This window comes from Salinimonas sediminis (assembly GCF_003429285.1).
In the GTDB taxonomy this organism is placed as follows: Bacteria; Pseudomonadota; Gammaproteobacteria; order Enterobacterales; family Alteromonadaceae; genus Alteromonas; species Alteromonas indica.
Map to the genome: position 1 here is coordinate 469,642 of NZ_CP031769.1, position 18,689 is coordinate 488,330.

General features: G+C 49.3%; 18 protein-coding genes. 2 read left to right on the forward strand and 16 right to left on the reverse strand.

The genetic code is table 11. The annotated features are described in order from the left end of the window. Nucleotides 1-30: 30 nt before the first annotated feature. The 7 genes from D0Y50_RS02175 to D0Y50_RS19615 all read right to left on the reverse strand — a co-directional run bounded on the left by D0Y50_RS02175 (nucleotide 31) and on the right by D0Y50_RS19615 (nucleotide 4,633). Nucleotides 31-789 (reverse strand): glycosyltransferase family 2 protein, encoded by a 759-nt coding sequence (locus tag D0Y50_RS02175; RefSeq protein WP_232366427.1) that lies wholly within the window; start codon nucleotides 787-789, stop codon nucleotides 31-33. Further along, entirely contained in the window at nucleotides 786-1,586 is an 801-nt protein-coding gene (locus D0Y50_RS02180; protein WP_117318603.1) for a glycosyltransferase family 2 protein, read from the reverse strand. Before D0Y50_RS02180 ends, D0Y50_RS02175 begins: the two co-directional genes overlap by 4 nt. A gap of 186 nt (nucleotides 1,587-1,772) precedes the next feature. Beyond that, the gene (locus D0Y50_RS02185) at nucleotides 1,773-2,363 is read right to left on the reverse strand and encodes a DUF6151 family protein (protein ID WP_108565604.1); all 591 of its coding nucleotides are present in this window, start codon (nucleotides 2,361-2,363) and stop codon (nucleotides 1,773-1,775) included. A 54-nt stretch (nucleotides 2,364-2,417) separates the two neighbouring features. Continuing rightward, nucleotides 2,418-2,792 carry a VOC family protein gene (locus D0Y50_RS02190; protein WP_117315273.1) on the reverse strand — a complete coding sequence of 125 codons (375 nt, stop codon included), beginning with the start codon at nucleotides 2,790-2,792 and terminating at the stop codon, nucleotides 2,418-2,420. 14 nt (nucleotides 2,793-2,806) lie between these two features. Then, entirely contained in the window at nucleotides 2,807-3,433 is a 627-nt protein-coding gene (locus D0Y50_RS02195) for a glutathione S-transferase family protein (protein ID WP_117318605.1), read from the reverse strand. Between the two features lie 79 nt (nucleotides 3,434-3,512). Beyond that, complete coding sequence (locus D0Y50_RS02200; protein WP_108565602.1) at nucleotides 3,513-4,013, reverse strand: GNAT family N-acetyltransferase; 501 nt, start codon at nucleotides 4,011-4,013, stop codon at nucleotides 3,513-3,515. Between the two features lie 476 nt (nucleotides 4,014-4,489). Further along, the gene (locus tag D0Y50_RS19615) at nucleotides 4,490-4,633 is read right to left on the reverse strand and encodes a hypothetical protein (RefSeq protein ID WP_218023551.1); all 144 of its coding nucleotides are present in this window, start codon (nucleotides 4,631-4,633) and stop codon (nucleotides 4,490-4,492) included. A gap of 638 nt (nucleotides 4,634-5,271) precedes the next feature. Here D0Y50_RS19615 and D0Y50_RS02210 point away from each other — a divergent pair. Then, the gene (locus D0Y50_RS02210; RefSeq protein ID WP_232366497.1) at nucleotides 5,272-6,462 is read left to right on the forward strand and encodes an NRAMP family divalent metal transporter; all 1,191 of its coding nucleotides are present in this window, start codon (nucleotides 5,272-5,274) and stop codon (nucleotides 6,460-6,462) included. A gap of 55 nt (nucleotides 6,463-6,517) precedes the next feature. Here the strand turns inward: D0Y50_RS02210 and D0Y50_RS02215 are convergent, their stop codons facing one another. The 7 genes from D0Y50_RS02215 to D0Y50_RS02245 all read right to left on the reverse strand — a co-directional run bounded on the left by D0Y50_RS02215 (nucleotide 6,518) and on the right by D0Y50_RS02245 (nucleotide 13,884). Beyond that, nucleotides 6,518-6,871 carry a DUF805 domain-containing protein gene (locus D0Y50_RS02215; protein WP_108565600.1) on the reverse strand — a complete coding sequence of 118 codons (354 nt, stop codon included), beginning with the start codon at nucleotides 6,869-6,871 and terminating at the stop codon, nucleotides 6,518-6,520. Nucleotides 6,872-6,987: 116 nt separating this feature from the next. Then, a complete protein-coding gene (locus D0Y50_RS02220; RefSeq protein ID WP_117315275.1) occupies nucleotides 6,988-7,461 on the reverse strand; it encodes an NYN domain-containing protein in 474 nt (157 codons plus the stop codon). Between the two features lie 89 nt (nucleotides 7,462-7,550). Then, nucleotides 7,551-8,399, reverse strand: a complete 849-nt coding sequence (locus D0Y50_RS02225) for a PhzF family phenazine biosynthesis protein (RefSeq protein ID WP_108565598.1) — start codon at nucleotides 8,397-8,399, stop codon at nucleotides 7,551-7,553. Nucleotides 8,400-8,745: 346 nt separating this feature from the next. Continuing rightward, nucleotides 8,746-9,840, reverse strand: a complete 1,095-nt coding sequence (locus D0Y50_RS02230; RefSeq protein WP_108565597.1) for an alkaline phosphatase D family protein — start codon at nucleotides 9,838-9,840, stop codon at nucleotides 8,746-8,748. Continuing rightward, on the reverse strand, nucleotides 9,837-10,976 hold the full coding sequence (locus tag D0Y50_RS02235) for an alkaline phosphatase family protein (protein ID WP_108565596.1): 1,140 nt from the start codon (nucleotides 10,974-10,976) through the stop codon (nucleotides 9,837-9,839). Before D0Y50_RS02235 ends, D0Y50_RS02230 begins: the two co-directional genes overlap by 4 nt. 79 nt (nucleotides 10,977-11,055) lie before the next feature. Further along, a complete protein-coding gene (locus D0Y50_RS02240) occupies nucleotides 11,056-13,389 on the reverse strand; it encodes a TonB-dependent receptor domain-containing protein (protein WP_108565595.1) in 2,334 nt (777 codons plus the stop codon). Between the two features lie 261 nt (nucleotides 13,390-13,650). Then, entirely contained in the window at nucleotides 13,651-13,884 is a 234-nt protein-coding gene (locus D0Y50_RS02245; protein ID WP_108565594.1) for a hypothetical protein, read from the reverse strand. A gap of 375 nt (nucleotides 13,885-14,259) precedes the next feature. Here D0Y50_RS02245 and D0Y50_RS19675 point away from each other — a divergent pair, with 375 nt between their 5' ends. Continuing rightward, nucleotides 14,260-14,430, forward strand: coding sequence for a hypothetical protein (locus tag D0Y50_RS19675; protein ID WP_232366429.1), 171 nt, complete (start codon nucleotides 14,260-14,262; stop codon nucleotides 14,428-14,430). A 1,059-nt stretch (nucleotides 14,431-15,489) separates the two neighbouring features. Here D0Y50_RS19675 and D0Y50_RS02255 read toward each other — a convergent pair. Both D0Y50_RS02255 and D0Y50_RS02260 read right to left on the reverse strand, forming a co-directional pair. Next, nucleotides 15,490-16,050: a hypothetical protein gene (locus tag D0Y50_RS02255; RefSeq protein ID WP_108565593.1), complete on the reverse strand. Its 561-nt coding sequence runs from the start codon at nucleotides 16,048-16,050 to the stop codon at nucleotides 15,490-15,492. 264 nt (nucleotides 16,051-16,314) lie between these two features. Further along, complete coding sequence (locus D0Y50_RS02260) at nucleotides 16,315-18,450, reverse strand: methyl-accepting chemotaxis protein (RefSeq protein WP_108565592.1); 2,136 nt, start codon at nucleotides 18,448-18,450, stop codon at nucleotides 16,315-16,317. Nucleotides 18,451-18,689 lie beyond the last annotated feature (239 nt).

An 18,689-nucleotide genomic window follows, 5' to 3' on the forward strand; every position in this document is an offset into this window, starting at 1 on the left:
TAGGTTAAGAAGACAGGCACGGGACCGCGATTATTTGTGTTTCTGACGGCGGTGCAGCTCATATAATTTGGCTTCCTTCAAAAACGCATACATGGCGTCAATAGTCGCGTGTACCAACCCACGGGCCCCAGATAAGAACTGTTTGCGTAATACGTACTCTTTAAAAAACATTAATGGAAATACCAACATTAGCTTGGCCAAAGAATAAGGCTTTTGTCGGTTAAACTTTTCCTGGGCGCTTAAAGAAGAATATCGATTTTGCTTTTCCATATAGGTGGCCACATCGTCATAGCCATAATGAATTATGGTGCCGGGGACTTTTTGTGTAGGGCCGTCCACCGTAACATTTTCGTGAACCAGCCGATCTTGCGGGTAGCGGGTTTTATCCTGTTTAAATACTCTGACGATAGACCGTTTATGCGAGGACCGATGCATAGGTTGGCCCATAAAAAAGTCTTCAAAATATACCCGTAAACCGTTAGCCTCATTGGCATCCACCTGCTGTTGAATGCTTTTGGCGACGGCTTCAGGTACTACTTCATCGCCATCAATATTAAAACACCAATTATGCGTACAGGCTTGCATAGCAAATGCTTTTTGCCGGGCAAACCCAAGCCAAGGCTGGTGTATAACTTTGGCCCCGAATTCTTGCGCTATTGCGGTGGTACGATCTTGCGAGCCCGAATCCACCACGATAATTTCGGCGAACATGCTCACTGACCGCAATACTGCGGGTAAGGTTTCCTGCTCATTGCAGGTGATCAAAAACACACTGATGGGGGTGCTCATGATGAGGTCTCTCTGGACGGCGTATTATCGGCATCCTGTTGCATTTGCAAGGCGGCCAGGGCAGCGTATTTGTGAAACGCGTATTGACCTAACACCATTGCCATAAAAAAGCCCTGTTTACCGTCTAAAAAGCCGCCACGCAGTACATATTGCTGCAAAAAGTCCGTTACAAAGCGTAAAGCAGCATAAGGAAGTGAGCCGGTTTTGCCTCTGGCGTGCTTTTCTTGTGCCAGAATACACGCATATTTAAGGTGTTTTTCCTGCAAATGCTGATACGTTCGCCAACTGTAATGTTTGAGCGGATGCCGTAACGTGCGCGCCTTTGGATTGGCTATTTGTAATACTTCATGAACCTGCGAATTTTTGAATTGCGCGCCATCTTTATTCAGGAATAATTTACCTTGCGCAGTAGAGTAACGGCCGTGGTTTAGTGGCTTACCAAACAAATAGGTCTGCCAGGGTAAACGCAGAATATTGGCGTCTAAATCTGGTTCGCTTAAAACCGTATCAATCTCTGCTTTCAGATCGTCGGTAATATTTTCGTCGGCATCCAGGTTAAGTACCCATTCGTGCTGACATTTAGCCAGCGCCCGATTACGCTGCGGCCCATAGCCCGGCCAGTCCGTAATATACACTTCATCGGTGTATTGTCGGCATAACTGAGCTGTATTATCAGTGCTGCCAGAGTCCAGAATAATTAGCTGGTCGACCCAGCCAGCCAGTCCCTGCAGACAAGCCTCGATACGATCCGCTTCATTGCGAACAATCAAAAAACAGGATATGGGGCGTCTTTTCATTTTGCTTTTATGCCAACAAGGATGTAGCGCCATCAGCCGTATGGCTGGCGTGGCGCAAGCAATCACGTTATACGGTAAGGCGGTAGTTTGGCACAGCCTTATAAGGGGAATCAATCTACCGGGTGAAATACCCTGTTGGTTATCCTATCGCCCTGGTCCCATCGGGCCCGTTATATTGGCGTTAAGCTAACGCCGGTAGGGTAACAAGGCCTGGCGCTGGGTATGATCCAACACCTGAGGCTCCACGATGGGTTGACCAGCATCGTTAAAAAACGGCGATTGTTGATGGTGTTTTGAAAAGCGACCTTTCACGGCTAACTTAGTAAACCGCCAGACGGTACCCGGTAGACCCTTGGGGGTGGGCTTAGGACTGCCCTGCGCTGAGTCGGTATGTACCACGGCCATTTTACCGGGAAAATCGTTTGGTATGGCAGCAGTATTCAGGATGTTATCAACCAGACCTACAAAGGCTACCGTGGGGGTAGACAATGTATTCCCCACCGGGGTGTTACAGCAGCTCGCATACCAGCGTATCAAACCATTAGGACTTAAGCGGATTGAGGCCAGTTGCTGCTGCCCCTGAGTAAATACCACTCGATGCGGCGAAAGCTGCACTAAATGCGTTCCGCCTTGGACATTAAGTACCGTATCTTGCCGGTTGAGATAATAAGCAAATGCCTGACAGTCTTTGCAGTAGCATAATACCCGGCTACAGGTCCCACCAGGGACGACGTAGCCTTGCAAATGGCCACATTCGCAGGTCATAGGGTGGTTCATGGTGTTCCTTGCTGTTGTTTTGTAAGTCGAAAGTAACCCGCGAGCGCGGCCGTTTCAGCGCATATCTGTAGCCGGTTCCCACAGTTCAATAGGGTTGCCTTCAGGGTCTGTTAAGCGAGCAAACCGGCCGTTGGGATAGGTTTGCTCATCTACAGTGACCTCAATACCCGCGTTTCTTAACTGTTGTACCATCGCGTTGAGATCGTCTACCCGGAAATTAATCATCCAGACTTTATCGGGGTTGCCAAAATAGTCACTGGTTTGTTCAAACGGAGCAAACACGGTGGTGCCGGCTTGTTGCTGCCATCCGGGGTCATCGTAGTTGTCAGGCACGGTACTAATACCCAAATGTGTGTGATACCACGTAGCCAGTTCACGGGGCGTTTCTGAACGAAAGAACAGTCCGCCAATACCAGTAACTTTTTGCATAATATATTACCTCATTAAAGCGTTATACCCTGCGCCCGAGCGGCGTCGTGCATACTGATATAGCCGGGTTGCGCGGCAACCAGGGACAACCAGCGGCCCAGCGCCGGGTAGCCGGACAAGGCAAAACCACCCTCGTGTGCCACATGGGTGTAAGCGTAAAGCGCAATATCTGCTGTGGTAAATACTGCGCCGGTTAAAAATGGGGTCATAGATAGTTGCTGATCCATATAACCTAACGCGCGGTGCCCGCCGGCTTGTTTCGCGGCAAATTCCTGCTGACGATCGGTAGGACAACCCAGGTATTTATTAATAAACCGGGCAACGGCTATGTAAGGTTCGTGGCTGTACTGCTCAAAAAACTGCCATTGTTGGATTTTGGCGTAGCTAAATGCGTTCTGCCCTACCAGCGGCGTGCCAGCGGCCAGATAATTGATTATTGCATTTGATTCGCTTAGAAACTCACCTGAGGGTGTTTCAAGCAACGGAATTTTACCCAAGGGATGGCGCTTTAAAAAGGCGCTGTTGGTTGTCTCGCCCGCCATAATATCAATGTGAATCCAGTCGTGCGAAATCCCCAGCATGGCCAATACCAGTTTAACTTTGTAGCAATTACCCGAAACAATGTCGCCGTAAACCTTCATTGTTTGGCCCCACCAGGCAGGATTCAATACATCACCATAGCGCAAACCTGAGGGTTTTGAAACCTTCAGCAAAAGGGTATCAAAGCGCTCCCTGCCAGTACCCCACATCTTGCCATTGATTGAACTTGAACCCGACTTGGGCAAAATGCGCTACCTTGTGCATAGCAAATTTTTCGTGCAGGGCTACACTGGCCTCATTAGGTAGCGTAATGACCGCAATGACGGTTCGTACAGGGGTTGCTCTGAGGGCTTCAAAAAGTGCTGAATACAACGCTGTTCCGTTTCCTGTCCGGTAGTATTGAGGGTGCAGGTAAACCGTTATTTCACTGGTAAAACGGTACGCTGAACGGGCTTTCCACACGCCGGCATACGCATAACCGGTGATCACCCCCTGGCTTACTGCTACCAGCCAGGGATAGCCATTGGCCGAACAGGTAGCTATACGCTGGGCCATATCTTCGGTAGTAACAGGTTGCTCTTCAAAGGTGGCCAATGAAGTTTGAATATAGTGGTTGTATATGGCGGTTATTGCCGCTGTATCTTCGGGAGTGACGGCCCGCACCGTGGTATGTTTGCTCATTAATCTTGGTGTATCAGGTTGATGGTTGACTGAAGGCGAAACGGTCGCATTCAGTGACAATGGTAATGGGGGGAATATTGTTCAACTGATGTGTAGTTGGCACAACCCCCATACTGTTTAGCTCAATCGGTTATATTGATAGTGTTGGCCGGGACGCCTGCCAGTTGAACCCAAGTCCCCAGTCCTGTCGCCAGCATAGTATTTCGGTCAGTTTATCCCCGGCAGGCCTGATAAGCCGCTAAGGAAGGCGCGGCGCAATCCATTGTTTTAATATAGGCGGCGCGCTCTTGCCACATTACGCTCATATCGTATAAACAAAAGGAGAAACGGCTGGCATCAATAACCCAGTCGGCGCCGGTATGCACGGCGACCTGAGTAAATAGCTCATTATCGTTACCCCACCATGCTAATACTAAATAATCTGCCCCCTCGCCAGCATGTAAAATAGCGAACGCCGCGGTGCTAAGCCAATTACCCTACACTGCCTGCTTCATCGTAGCTAATTGCGGATAAAACCGGTCCACATTGACACTACGGTGTTGTGAAGCAATCGCATAAAGCTTTACGCCGTCGCTATCTCGCCACGACGGATGTGAGGTCACCGTTCTTGGTTGATACATCTAAACCTCCTTGCCGCTATCGGGGCACTACGTACACCTTGCCCGGCTCTGTTTAGCCGCGCTACCAGGGGCTTTTTTATCGATTGGCGTTCAGCCACCTTGCCTCTCCCTGTGCTTCTGGCTATTTGTAACGGGCACTATCGGCCCCCTTGTGGCCCCTTTATACGGATGGGTGGGCTTGGATATAACGCATAGGCCAGCACCAGGCACTGCTGTTCATCAAAGTGTGCCAGCCCTAAAAGTAGCCGTAAAGATTGCTTTAACCCTACCGCGGTCCTCTACTGTTGGGCCGCGATGCCAGAGCATAATTTGCGCCTAACGCGGGTAGTAAAGCATGGTGACAACCGCGGGCTCAAAGAGTGCGTTGCCAATGGTTACTTCCCTGTCTATTTTTGCCTTAGTCATGGTCAGAAAGCAAGTCTGAGTGCAAGCGTAATGAGTGGTTGCTGGTTAATGATTATACGCCTGCGATAGGCTTTTGCTGAAGGTAATTGAACCGCAGGGCAGTAAGTGTAATGCTTAGCGGTCTTTATATAAATAAACAGCAGCTGGAAAAGGAATCGGTGGTGGAAAAAGCAGTAGGTGGTTCGGCCACAACGCTTCGCAGTATTATACGTTTGCTTGGCCCCGGCGTACTCATGGCCACCGCTGCCATTGGCGGTAGCCATCTGGTAGCTTCTACCCAGGCGGGGGCAAACTATGGCTGGCAACTGGCGTTACTGGTGCTACTGGTTAACTTGCTTAAATACCCATTTTTCAGAGCGGGGGTAAGCTATACCATCAGTACCGGGCAAACCTTGCAAACCGGCTATCGCGATATGGGTAAAGGCTATTTGGGTGTAGCACTAGGGCTAAATTGTATTTCGGCGGTAGTTAATGCGGCAGCTTTGCTGATGTTTGCAGCTAGTTTGCTGGGTTACTTTATGCCAGTGGCATTGCCGATGGCGGCGCTAGCGGGCATTGTACTGGCGGCTATTCTGTTTATTTTGTTAGCGGGTCATTTTGCTGCGCTGGATAATGTGGCCAAAGTGATTATGGTGCTGTTGGTGGTCGCCACCGTCACGGCTACCCTGGTGGCAATCAGTAATGGGCCGGTGGCGCCGGATGATTATGTGTCACCTTCGCCATGGACAATGGCCAGTATCGGTTTTTTGGTGGTTATAATGGGATGGATGCCGGCGCCTATTGAAATTTCAGCAATTACTTCACTGTGGTTAAAACGCCAATGTAAGGATACCGCAGTTACGCCGCGCTCGGCGCTGTTTGACTTCAACCTGGGGTATTTCACCACCATGCTTTTGGCGCTGGTATTTTTGGCGCTGGGCGCACTGGTATTGCACGGTAGCGGGCAAAACCTAGCCAGTGGCAGTATCGGTTTTGCTCAGCAGTTGGTTGATTTATACGCCAATACGATAGGCGAGTGGTCGCGCTGGCTTATCGCACTCATTGCATTTTTATGTATTTTTGGTTCAGCACTTACCGTTTACGATGGCTATTCCAGAGCCGTAGCTGAAGCTATTATGTTGTTCAAAGGCTCAGCCGCGGCATCTTCGGCGGTGTTTACGAAAACCCTGATTGGCGTGGCAGTAATAAGCTTTAGCATCGTGTTGTTTTTTAAATCGGCACTACTGGCCATGTTAAGCTTCGCTATGACTCTGGCCTTCGTTACTACCCCCATGTTCGCCTGGTTAAACCATCGGTTAGTTCGGCGCGCCCCCTTAGCCGATGAACTGAAATCTGGCCCATTGCTCACCCTATTTAGCTATCTTGGGCTAATCTATTTATTTGGTTTTTTGCTATTATTTTTGTGGTGGAAATGGGTTTGGTGAATGCAATCAATAGGGCGCGTTTAGCAGATAAACAACGCCCACAGCACGGGGCGTTTCATTCGTTCACGTTTTTGGGGTTATCGCCATAGACATTCCTGCCGGGCGTGCTGTCTAACAGAGTGAACACGAAAAGAATCAGCGCGCCGAGCAGGGGTATCATGACAATAAACCACCACCAGCCACTACGGTCGGTATCGTGTAACCTGCGCACGGTGACAGCTAAAAACGGAATAAAAATGGCAAGATTATAAAGGCCACTTAAAAAAGGATCGACGCCAAGCACCCTTTCAAATAATGTCAGCACAAAGCCGATAATCAGATTAAATAAGAAAAACATCCAGTACTCTTCGCGCCGGGCCCGCCCGGTAAATACTGCATAGTGTTTAAGTACTTTAATATACCAGTGCATGGCATCTCCCTGATGAGGTTGGTATAACCATAAATGGCGTAATGCCTTTTATGTGAGTTTCTTTAACAGCATACAAAATACCTGATAAGCGTTAAAGAGGGATATACTTCCCTTGGCTACAATAGTAAATCAGGGCCAATCGGGTAGTAACGGCTAGCGGCCTGTTGCAAACTGGCGGCAGTAAGCTCTGGTACGCCATAAACGGCCACATCGACGCCATATTTTTGCTGGACCCGATCGACCAGAATGTCAAAGTCGCCATCACCAGATACCAATACCACCAAGTCGCTTTGTGCTGCGTACTCCATAATATCTACCGTAATACCGACGTCCCAGTCCCCTTTAGCAGAGCCGTCTGCCCGTTGGATAAATGGTTTTAATTTCACTTCGAAACCAATGGCCCGCAGAATATTCTGAAACTGCATTTGCTTTTCATCGCCGCGGTCAATGGCATAGGCGAAAGCGTGAGTAATATCGCCGTATTCGCTTACCTCAGCCCAAAACCGATTATAGTCGAAGTTTTTACGATAACTGCTGCGGGTGGTGTAATACACATTTTGCACATCAACAAACAGGCTGACTTTTTTCATGGAGTTCTCGTTATAAATAAATAGGAGCGCTAATGCCTGCTGTAGCAAAAGACCCATTCCGGGCAGGGGGCACGCTAATGGTTAGGGTGCTAGATAATAATTTGTCCGTGCAGATACTGGACCGCTTTGCCACTGATGTAAACACGCGTCTCTGTTACCCGGCAATAAAGCATGCCACCTCGTAAAGATGCTTGGTAAGCCGTTAGCTCCGATTGACCCAGCCGCTGGGCCCAATACGGCGCTAATCCTGTATGTATAGAGCCGGTTACCGGATCTTCTTCAGTCCCGTTCGCGGGCCAGAAATAGCGGGATACAAAATCGGTGGTATCGCCCGGTGCAGTGATTACTACGTCGTAAGGGGCTAGCTGTTTGATTTGATTAATATCTTGCGTAACCTCCAGAATTTCCTGTGCGCTGGAATACACCGCTATATAAGCCTGAGCATTTTGCAATACCGTTTGAGGGGGTAAAGATAACCCGCGCATCAGCGCAGCGGGTACCCGCTCGGGCACCACAGGATCGCGCCGTGGAAAATCCATTTCAATGGTACCGTCGCCGCTGTATTGAAGATGCAAGCTGCCGACTGCGCGGGCATGCATCGTCAGGGTGCTAGGGCACACTGCGCTATGGCTATCAAGCGCATTTGCCGGTGGGCGGCGGTTGAACAACACAAACGCGGCAGCTAAGGTAGCATGCCCGCAAAAATCTATTTCTGTGATAGGTGAAAACCAACGAATTGCATATTGTGTGGTTGATGGGAGGCCAGCTTCAGGCTGGTCAAGGGGGACCACAAAGGCAGTTTCTGAAAGATTATTTTGCGCAGCTATACGCTGCATTAGGGGGTCGGCCAGCCAGTCATCGGTTATTACCACTGCTGCTGGATTGCCGCCGAACTGGGTTTCGGTAAACGCGTTTATCACATCAATAGTTAGCTTCATGGCAGATTTTGTTCCATAGCAGGTGCGGTAAGCAAAATTCCGCCTTTTTTGTACGCTAATTTGCGGTACTTGTCATCTAGCCTGGGGCAAAGGTGAAAGCAGTGCCAGAGTAGCCTATTGATGGGGCTGGGTAAAAGAGATAGCAAACAAAGTGGCCGCGGTAAGGGTAGTGGGCCACCATAAAGCGACCAAGGTGCCCACAGCAATAGCACAACACGGGGTAAGCCGGTACGCCCCTGTACTGAGACCCTGTATCAACCGCGCTTGACACTATGCCTGTGCAAGCCAGTACTCGCTCAAAGCCGTTTTCATGGTTCAGGGCAGTGTTCTTTACGCTAGTCTTCGCTCAAGGCTGTAACTCACTGAGGGTAAGCGTTCGTTGGGTGACCATATCACCGTTCACGTCTTTAAGGCCCAAAGAGATTGCCGGGTCAGGTTGTTGCCAATCAATGGTAATGAACCCATAGTTCACCTCATGCGTGGCATCGCTTACCCTGTGCCGGTTGGGACTTATATGTTTCCATTCTTCGGTCAGCCCGGAGCTGGTGACCTCCCACAACGGATAGGGTAAGGTGGTGTCGCTCGCTCTGGCCACCCGGGATACTTCGCCCCAATGGGTATCGCCGCTTACTATCACGACCCCGGTTATATTATGTTGCGCGATAAACTGTAATAACCGCTGGCGATCGTAGGGAAAGTTAGCCCAGGCTTCCCAGCCGGTAAACTCAGGTAATAATTGCAGACTGGAAGCAATGATTTTTATTTTGGCGGGTTTTTTCAATTCAGTTTCCAGCCATTGCCACTGCGCTTCGCCCAGCATACTGGCCGTAGGATCCTGGTGTACCGCGTAAGGGCCCTGATTAGCCGGCTTACGTTGTTGTAAATACTCAGCACGCGATACCTGGTTAATTGGCGGACGGTTCCAGCGTAAATCAGGCATGATGATATTGACCGAATGGGCATCGTCTCCAAAGCGACGGGCTGTATAAATACCGTCCTGGCGATGGCGGCGGGGCGCGTCGGCTGCCACATTAAAAAAATCGAGCATCAGCTGCCGTGACGCTTCTTTTTGGGGATATTCCCGCCCGCCATCATTGACCCCAAAATCATGATCGTCCCAGATGGCCATAATCTGATGGTTATCCAGCAGAGTCTGGAATCCGGGTTGCGCTTTTAGCTGCTGATATTTTGTATTGAGGACATGCATATCTTCGGTATCGCCGTAAATATTGTCGCCTAAAAATAAAAATACATCAGCTTGCTCGGCATTTATGGCCTTCAGGATAGGCATGGTTTTAGCCTGATGACTGCACGAGCCAAACAGAATCTTGCCCGGTGCCAGGGCGCTTTTTGGGGGTGGGGCAGCGTTGGTCTGAGCAGCGCTTATGGGGCTAAATAAAAGCGTCCCGGTAACTAACAGCCACAGTAAAGCATGGTTCATTGGGTTGGTTCCTGTAATGTGGTGGCCAGCACAGATTGCATAGGCGGGGCGATATCTGAATGATATTCACTGGGCTGTTGGCCTAACAGTTGTAAAACAGTGGCGGCTACCTGGGCCAGTGTGGCGGGTTTGCCTGGGCCCTTGACCACCCCGCCAGAAGCAATGTCTTTGCCTATTGCGGCCAGCCAAATATACTGGCTGCCGGTAATTCCCTGGGGCGCGCTGGGCAGCAATTCAGGGGCCTGTTTGGCAATGGCCTGGCGCGAGCTATGGTGCTGCCAGTCTTCCAGCGTAGCACCTCGCCCATGATCAGTTGTGACCAGCAAGGCGGTTTGGTTGTGATACCCGGGCAGGCTTTGAATGCTTTGCCATAAGGCCTTGAGCAGCGCATCACTGCGATGGATTGAACGTATATACTGCTCATAATTACCGTCATGGGCAAAGTCATCACTTTCCCCTAAGCCAATGTATAACAGCCTGGGTTGGTTGGTGCGTAAATATTGCAGTGCATAATGATAGGTAAAGGCATCGAGCCTGACATGTTCCCAAGGGCTGGGTATTTGCTGTTGCAATGTATTGAGTAGGGCTTCTGCGGGGGTGTCCAGAGAACCCGGCGTAAACCCGGCATTAATATGTAACCCACTGCGCGCCCGGTTAAATATGGCCGGAAATACGTCCCAGCTGGCGAATACCCCAAACGGTTGAGCAAAACCCGGGCGTTGCTGCAGCCATTCGAAAAAACTGATGTTCGGGTTAGCCCGCGGCGTATTACTGTCTATGCGATTGTCTGCCCGTCCGGTAATCAGTTCATTGTATCCGGGGTAGGAAATATACCAGTTGTTGCTTACCTGCATTGTAGAGCCAACATCCTGATTACCAAGCAGCACGCCTTCGGTAGCCATAGTCTGCCAAACAAAGGGCATAAGTTTACGGGCTTTTTGCTGGTTGTCTGGCGCGTCGAAGTCGGCCAGTAGTTGAGCTTTATTCGTAACGTTATCGGAGGATATCAAGCGGGTATCAAGGCCGCGGTATACCTCTTGCCACCGCACCCCGTCCAGCGTCACTACAATCACATTCTGCGCGCTATAGGCAGCGTGCGGGGCCAATAACATCAGGCATAAGATAAATCGGCGCATTGCTTTTTCTCCTTTTAGGGAAACAATAGCGGCACCAAGACAATGACTGCTGGTCCTGGTGCCGCCAACATTCAAAAAGCTAAAACGCTAATTTAAGGTTAACCGCAGCGGTACGTGGCGCACCAATCCAGCCGGCCTGACCAGAGATACCGCCAATGTAGCTTTCATCAGTGATATTATTAACGGTGACGCGTAGGTCCATCTGCTGTATGCCTTCTACCGGGGCGCTCAACGACACACCGGCATAAAAGTCATAGGTAGTGTAATCATCTACCCGCTGGGTGTTCAGAGCATCCATATAGCGCTCACCCACATACTTACCGGACAGTCCGGCAAAGTAGTTTTCTTTGGCCCAGTCCACGCTCACGACTAACAGGTCTTCGGCAGAACCGTATACCGTGTTGCCACTGGGAAAGTCACTCAGCTCGCCAGTATAGGTAGAGTCGTTGTTGGTATAAGAAGCGTACACCGACCATTGATTAGAAACATACCAGGTAGCTGACGCTTCAATACCGCTGGATTCAATGCCACCTACATTGACAAACTGCCCACTGGTGCCAATGAGAAAATCAATACCATCTGGCGAATCAGGCGCAATAAAGGTAAGTCGGTTATCAAAGGTAATATCGTAGTAAGTCAGACTGGCAGAGAATCTGTCAGTATCATAGCGAAGCCCCAGATCTATATTTTCTGCGGTTTCCGGTTCAATACTTTCAAGGGCAGATGCATCACGCTCTAACACAGTGTCTTTGATGGCCGCAAAGTTTTCTGCATAACCGGCAAACACTTCCAGGGATGCCCCTACCGGCACCACAATACCGGCACTAAGCAGGGTATCGGAATCAGAGTCCACACTAATGTTATTACGCTCGCCAAAGACATCCTGCGCCTCCAGGTCAACCAGGAACTTTTTTGCACCTAAGCGTAGGCGAGCAACCTCAAAATCGATTTCATCTTCCAGATAAAACATAGTGGTATCCACGAAGAATTCCCGGCTGTACTGTACCCAATAAGGTGTGTTGTCGAAGTTTGCCGATACTCGTGGATCTATTTGACGATGCCAGTCCCGCCATTCTTCACGCTCGTAATCTTCATACCAAAAGCCGCCACGCAAGGTATTATTAAATTCGCCAATTTGGGCATACCAGGTGAAGTCAGCGTTGAGGCCGACCCGATCTTTTCCATAGTGGGTGTGCCGGTACGAAGCTACCGGTACTGCACCCGCCGCGTAGCATGCCGGATCGTATTCGGCGCCTGCGCCGCCATAAGGGAAAGTTAAGCTGGAAGCGCAGCCAGCGTTGGGTGATAGTGTATTGCCCGTGCTATCCACATAATACAACCTACCAAGCGCTTCCCCGCCATAATAGGTGGTACCTGACACTAACTCACTATTGGCAGACATACCGTCATCGTTAACATCTACCACATAGGGTGGCACCCAGTCGCCGTGACCTTCATTGTGGTGGTAATAGGCATTGGCCGTTACTTCCAGGCTGTCTACGGCATAATCACCCTGCAGGTAAGTAAATACGTTTTCGCGATGGGTTTGCCAACCATTCCGATAAACCTGATTAATATAAGGCACGTCAGTAACCTGCCCAATTAACCGGTCCCAGCTAGGATCCTCAGCGAACTGCTCCAAACTAATTCGCTGATAATTGGCTTCTATTGCATCATCATAAGAAGCATAAGCTGTTACGTCCACCGCACCCAGTTTACTGATAATTTTGCCCGCTAGATGATCGTGCTCGTTATCGGCTACTTGCTGAATCCAGTCAGAATTGGCTGAACTTGAAAGGCTTATCCAGGCATAGGTGTTTTTGGCTATTTCACCGGTTTCAAAGCGTGCAAAATATTTCTGCGCATCAAAGTCACCACCGGTCAGGCTAACGGTTAAACGCTGTTCGGTGCCCGGATCCATGGTGGTGAAGTTCAGCGTTCCGCCTAAAGCCTCATTGGAGCGAGAGGCCACATCCGCCGTCCCCTGCGAAACTTCTACGGTGCCGAGGTTTTCGGTGTCAATATAGCGGTTGGCTTTCGAGCCGCCCCCATAGTTTGAATTACCATTGGCAATACCATCAATAGTGATACCTATCTGTTGCTCATCCAAACTAAGCTGAAAACCCCGGATAGACACTGTGGTCGACCAATCGTCTGAGCCAAACGTATCGCCTTCGTTTATCAATACGCCCGGCAAATTGTCAATCACGGCCAGCGCGCTGGTCATTGCACTTTGCTGATTAATCATTTCACTGCTTACTGCGTTATTAGCATACGAGACGCTTCGGCCAACTACAGTGACTTCTTCAATAACATCATTGGCTGGCGCCGGCTGTGCTACTGCCATTGCCTGATTACTAAGGGCGAGCAGAATCGCACCCGATAGGATGTTCCGTTGTGTTTGAAGCTTCATGTGTGTTTCCCGGTTTTAAAATTATAATGATTAAAGCGCGGGGAAGTATGCAGTCGTTATATGACGCAGGGTTGGACAATTATTGAAGGTTTAGTGAAAAAATTATTGCAGGAAGATGGCGGTTTGGTGACGACTGTGCCAAGCGGCCCCTCTCTCGGCTAGCCGGCTTAATACACAGCGCATCGACTCTGCTTACACAGCCGCTGTCGTGTTGGGCCGGCCAGCAAGGACAAGGCACGCCCAGCAATGGCAAAGCAGTGGTTAGACGTAAGTGATAAGCACAAAAAACACACCTATTATAACCAGTAAGCCGGTTATTCCACAGACCACGCCCTGGGGACGACGCTGGTGCGGCACGGCTGATGGAGACGGGTAGCGACCCAGCGTAACAAGTTTACACACCGGCAAACCTACCCGGTAACAGACATGCCAAAAGATAAAATCTAACAGTAATATGCCGAACCCTTTAAATACGCCGCTAATTACTTCTTCCATGTTGAATTCCTTATAGGTAGGTCAATCAATTTACCGGCAGGTGTAATGCTACACAGGGGAAAACTATAGCAACCGGTTTGGTTAAAACAATACGTCCTGCGCAAATAGATGTAACAAACTATGTGACCTATAAGCCAGCCAAAAGCGCGTCGAAGCGGTAAATGGACGATATTCAGGTTAATGCAAACCCGCACCTTACCCCACCTATAACGGGCCGGGGTCACGCTTTTTGGGGTCAGCGTATAGTGCCCGCAATAGCTTGAAAATGAGTCAGTTTGATGTCGGCCTTTTCAAGAATATGCTGCAGATTAGCCAATAAAGCCAAAGCGCCGACGCCATAATAAACCCTCACTTTTGTCTACTGACGGCGTTTTTATGGCTTACGAAAATACCATGACTACCATCGATATATGGGTGAACAAAACCGATATAAGCCAAGCCAGGATTGTGCAAAAGACAATGAATAAAGATAGGCAGGAAGATGGCGAGGCGATGTTACAGGTCAATCGATTTAGTTTTCGGCGAATAATATCAGTTGTGCATTGACCGGAGAAAAATGGGTTACTGGTGGTTTTTCCAGGGGGTAATGGGTAGGGCATTATACTCGTGTAGGGCATGATACCCGTGTAGGGCATGGCCACGGTAAGCGCTTCGCATCATCCTCAGCTAAAGGCTGGCGAGCAAAGACTGGCTATTTGCCAATGGCCAGTCATTTACCCATTGCGGTGGGCAAAGCCAGCCACTGCAGCGTGATAGACCAGCTTCCCCCACGCAAAAGCAATTCTTCGATTTATGATAATTAGCTGCGCTGCGCGAGCAATGCAGTATTTAGTGAAGCCACCCAGCACTGGCTACTGAATTTTCGCCATTCTTTATAACATCTTTTGTATTGGATGAGTTTGTGCGAGACATCTTTACGACCAGGTACGTACTATTGTGTTAACCAGTGCCTTCAGTAAAACGGCGTATGATCGTGCGCATTTGCTTATGTAGCAAAAACGAGCCCGCGCCGTGCCATATCGCGTAATAGGACTAACTAGCTCGGCTAACCAAGCTTTTGCGAAGCGCTGGTGTGCTAAGACAAGGTTGTCGAATACACTGGTCTTGCCAGCCAGCCAGCCAGCCAGCCTGCCTACCGATGGTGAAACCTGGGTACTGGCTTTTGCCGGTAATAAAATAGCTGCTGCTTGATTTGCAGACGCTGTTAAAAAATAGTCTGACTCGTGAACTCTTCACTGGCGCCGCGGACATTAAATCTCAGGAGAATAAGCCCAAAGGAAAACTACAGGGTGAATTATTTTTTGTGCCGCACCGGGTTGGAAAACGCACCAAAAAGTAAGGTAAAGAAGCATTTGATAGCCGGTATGCACAAGCCTGGGAGGGTTTTATTAAGCATATTGAGCGCCACATTACAGTGGATGAATATAATAGGACCGAGGCCATCGTTTCTTTGTATCAGCAAGGGCTGGCTAACCAGCTAAGCCATACTGAAATCAATGTACTGTCATTTTAGTACCCTTAACAGGCTACACGGTGGTGGGCCACTTTAAGATAATGGGCCATAAGTGTTAGGCACGCATTGTCTTAGCCGAGCATCAAGCGGCGCTAACGGTGTTGTGAGGTAAACGGATACAGGAGTAATGGGCGAAGTAGTTTAAAACCTATTAGCCCGGTTAGCCCTAACATAGCTGTGCCAATCAGTGGGATGACCGCGCCAAAACCTATTGTGGATACCAGGTAATAACCTAATAAATAAGCAGGGCGGTACGTGGGTAAAAGCATGCCTAGCAGCAACATTACAGGCAGGGAAAACATTGATACCAACCCGGCGTAGCCACCGAAAAACGCGAGGGACACTATCGCAGCGCCGGTGCCGGCCATCACCAGTGCTCGCCACACTGCACCTGGATAGGTCTTGTGCGCAGGGCTATATTGCTGGTTGATCCACAGCGTCATGCTAAGCGTTACCAAGGGAATAAGTATCAGCCCCCAACTATTAGAAAAATACGGTAGCGCCTTATTGTTAAACAAGTAATGCCCTTCAATGCCAGTGGTAAAATACTGATATAACAGGTAAAGAATAATATAGAGCGAGCTTAATAAGGTAAGCAGAATGTATGAGCGCATAGCGTTTTTGCCGATATTTGCAACCACTTTACTGGTCATAGTACATACAAAAAAAGGCAGTGCCAGCGTGTAAATGTAAAAGGATATATCGTTGTCTCGTTTTGCTCGCAGATTATCACCAAAACCCAACCGTGGTTATTCGATTTGGATGACAATAGGGTGGGGCACCAAATTATTCATTTCGCTAATTCGTTGAGGCTACACCACCACCTAAACTTAACTGCATGCAATAAGCTACCCTCGCAGTGATATAGGCACTGAGGCCGGGTTGCTCAGGCAGCCCGGCCCCACCAAGGGCCCCGGCTAACGGGTTTTTAGTTTCGCCAGTACTGCGTTTAGTGTGTTTATCGCGTTATAGATATCTTGCGAGCTTTGCGCTGAGGCCTGCGAGTTTTGCGACACTTCTTCGGTAGCATTGCCAATAATCACCATGTTACGGTTTAACTCCTCGCTCACCTGGCTTTGCTCTTCAGCAGCAGCGGCCATCTGCGTCATCCGTTGGCTTATTTCATCAATTTGGGTCACGGTTGTTTGCATTTTTTCCAATGCAGATTGCGAGCTAAGCGAGGCCGCTTCGGCCTTGTCGTTGCCGTTTTTGATAATACTGACGGTGTTCTCAACTTCGCTTTGCAAGGCGGTGATCACGCGGCCAATCTCGCCTACAGAATCAGCCGTTTTTGATGCCAGCGAACGCACCTCGTCCGCTACTACGCTAAACCCTCGGCCGTTTTCACCGGCCCGCGCGGCTTCTATTGCCGCATTCAGTGCTAACAGGTTGGTTTGGTCAGCGATAGCATCAATCACATCAAGAATTTTTTTAATGTCAGCGCTACGTTCGGATACCGCCGAGACTGCGCCAGAAGCAGTGCGCATTTCAGCTGATAACGCTGTCACAGTGGTTGCCGCCTCAGAAATTTCCTGTTCTGTATGGCGTACTGACTGATTGGCATTGTCTGCATTGTCGGCCGCATTAGCCGCCGTGCGCGCAACTTCCTGGGCGGTTTGCGACATCTCGGTAATAGCGGTTACCACACTGTCTATTTCCGCCTGCTGCACCTGAATTTGCTTATTAGTACTGGTAGCGTGGTGCTGGGTTTGTTCACTTAAGCCAATAACCTGGGTGCAAGATGTCTTAGCCTGTTCCAGTAACTCACGGACTTTTTCTTTAAAGTGGTTAAACGCCTGGCTTAGCTGAATGAGTTCGGCGTGAGAATCTATCTGAATATTCTGGGTTAAATCACCACCTTGACCCGCTAATTGTTCCATCCGGTCGGCCACCTGTTTAACTGGCAGAATAATACTCCGGGTAAACAAATAAATAAGGGTTAGCGCAATAAGTGTTGAGCACAGCGCGACCAGGAATTGCGTGGTAAGGAGCGAGGTGATAGCTGCGGCTATCATCTGTTCAATCGTCTGCACTGGTGCTAGCGCTGCGTTTACATCTACGCCCACTACCATGTGCCATTGTACGCCCGGTAATGGAAGAGCAATTGGACGGGTAACATATAGCATATCTTCAATAAGCACAGAGGCACTGGTCTCTGCTGCGGTTAAGATATCCTGACTTTGGGTGCCCGTAGAAAATATTTCTTTAAAGGGGCGCGCAAGCTTATCAGCCGCACTGGTTGCCGCCACTACCAGACCATTCTGGCTCACCACATAAACATTGGCCTGGCCGCCATATAATGACGCCTTAAGCACCTTTGCCTGCTCTTGTAATATGGGCAGATTAAGGTCAGTGCCGACGACCCCGCGAAATTGGCCATTGGCAATAACCGGCACCGTAAGGCTGGTCATAAGCTCTTCATAACCAGGTCGTATTTCAAACTGGTAGGGATTGGAAATACACGGTTTCATTTTTTCTTTATTACATAAATACCACTGTGACGCACGAAACCCGAATTCATCTAACGTGGTGTCATGCTTGGCGCTGGCATCATCAATGGGCACCTGCTGAATGCTGCCATCAGGATTACGTATAAAATACACTTCCAGGCTACCGGTCCCTGGCACCGAATGACTCGCGCCATTGCGGTAGTCGTTTGCCCGGTTATCAAAAAGGTTTGTTTCGAATTGAGCATACATGCTGGAAGTCACCCCGGTCTTCAACAAACTTCCCACTATGCGTTGGGTTTGTTCGCGGGTTAGTGAGTGGGTGTCAGCCGCTTCAATACTGGCAGATAGCTGTGTAGCCAGCGTATTAGGTATTTGATGGGCTGTACTAATAAGTGACTGTGTTTGGGCAGCATATTGAGCGGCTTTAGCGGACACCGTAGCCTCGATTTGCGACTGGACCTCGCTGCTTACATGGCGGGTGATTTTGTCTTCGGCATTATTAAGTAAAAAATAACTGACAAAAATAAATACGGTTGCCAGTAAAATAAATAATATCCCTACAACCGACATAAGCTTGAAGGTAAGTGATAGGTTTTTTTTCATTGATTGTATAGCCATGATAGTAAACAAAAATAAGGTGTTTAGCGTAAGCCGCGATAAACCGAGGTGGCCGCACTGCATTGAGAGTATAGGCAATAACTCAACAATCAGGAGGTTTAATGAGATTGCGCCTGCGTATCGGCTGCGCGCAAGGATACTTTACAACGAATGAAAGAAAACTCGGCATGGGGGGGAAACGAGCGTAAAGCGTACCTGAGGTAGCGTTTACTGACTATGTACCA

What these genes read in the sequence shown, in the direction of transcription:
- D0Y50_RS02180 (WP_117318603.1), bottom strand. Translation starts at nt 1,586, where the DNA reads ATGAAAAGACGCCCCATATCCTGTTTTTTGATTGTTCGCAATGAAGCG.
- D0Y50_RS02255 (WP_108565593.1), bottom strand. Translation starts at nt 16,050, where the DNA reads ATGACCAGTAAAGTGGTTGCAAATATCGGCAAAAACGCTATGCGCTCA.
- D0Y50_RS19615 (WP_218023551.1), bottom strand. Translation starts at nt 4,633, where the DNA reads ATGTATCAACCAAGAACGGTGACCTCACATCCGTCGTGGCGAGATAGC.
- D0Y50_RS02200 (WP_108565602.1), bottom strand. Translation starts at nt 4,013, where the DNA reads ATGAGCAAACATACCACGGTGCGGGCCGTCACTCCCGAAGATACAGCG.
- D0Y50_RS02185 (WP_108565604.1), bottom strand. Translation starts at nt 2,363, where the DNA reads ATGAACCACCCTATGACCTGCGAATGTGGCCATTTGCAAGGCTACGTC.
- D0Y50_RS02240 (WP_108565595.1), bottom strand. Translation starts at nt 13,389, where the DNA reads ATGAAGCTTCAAACACAACGGAACATCCTATCGGGTGCGATTCTGCTC.
- D0Y50_RS02175 (WP_232366427.1), bottom strand. Translation starts at nt 789, where the DNA reads ATGAGCACCCCCATCAGTGTGTTTTTGATCACCTGCAATGAGCAGGAA.
- D0Y50_RS02260 (WP_108565592.1), bottom strand. Translation starts at nt 18,450, where the DNA reads ATGAAAAAAAACCTATCACTTACCTTCAAGCTTATGTCGGTTGTAGGG.
- D0Y50_RS02220 (WP_117315275.1), bottom strand. Translation starts at nt 7,461, where the DNA reads ATGAAAAAAGTCAGCCTGTTTGTTGATGTGCAAAATGTGTATTACACC.
- D0Y50_RS02215 (WP_108565600.1), bottom strand. Translation starts at nt 6,871, where the DNA reads ATGCACTGGTATATTAAAGTACTTAAACACTATGCAGTATTTACCGGG.
- D0Y50_RS02195 (WP_117318605.1), bottom strand. Translation starts at nt 3,433, where the DNA reads ATGAAGGTTTACGGCGACATTGTTTCGGGTAATTGCTACAAAGTTAAA.
- D0Y50_RS02225 (WP_108565598.1), bottom strand. Translation starts at nt 8,399, where the DNA reads ATGAAGCTAACTATTGATGTGATAAACGCGTTTACCGAAACCCAGTTC.
- D0Y50_RS02245 (WP_108565594.1), bottom strand. Translation starts at nt 13,884, where the DNA reads ATGGAAGAAGTAATTAGCGGCGTATTTAAAGGGTTCGGCATATTACTG.
- D0Y50_RS02210 (WP_232366497.1), top strand. Translation starts at nt 5,272, where the DNA reads ATGGCCACCGCTGCCATTGGCGGTAGCCATCTGGTAGCTTCTACCCAG.
- D0Y50_RS02230 (WP_108565597.1), bottom strand. Translation starts at nt 9,840, where the DNA reads ATGAACCATGCTTTACTGTGGCTGTTAGTTACCGGGACGCTTTTATTT.
- D0Y50_RS19675 (WP_232366429.1), top strand. Translation starts at nt 14,260, where the DNA reads ATGGCTTACGAAAATACCATGACTACCATCGATATATGGGTGAACAAA.
- D0Y50_RS02235 (WP_108565596.1), bottom strand. Translation starts at nt 10,976, where the DNA reads ATGCGCCGATTTATCTTATGCCTGATGTTATTGGCCCCGCACGCTGCC.
- D0Y50_RS02190 (WP_117315273.1), bottom strand. Translation starts at nt 2,792, where the DNA reads ATGCAAAAAGTTACTGGTATTGGCGGACTGTTCTTTCGTTCAGAAACG.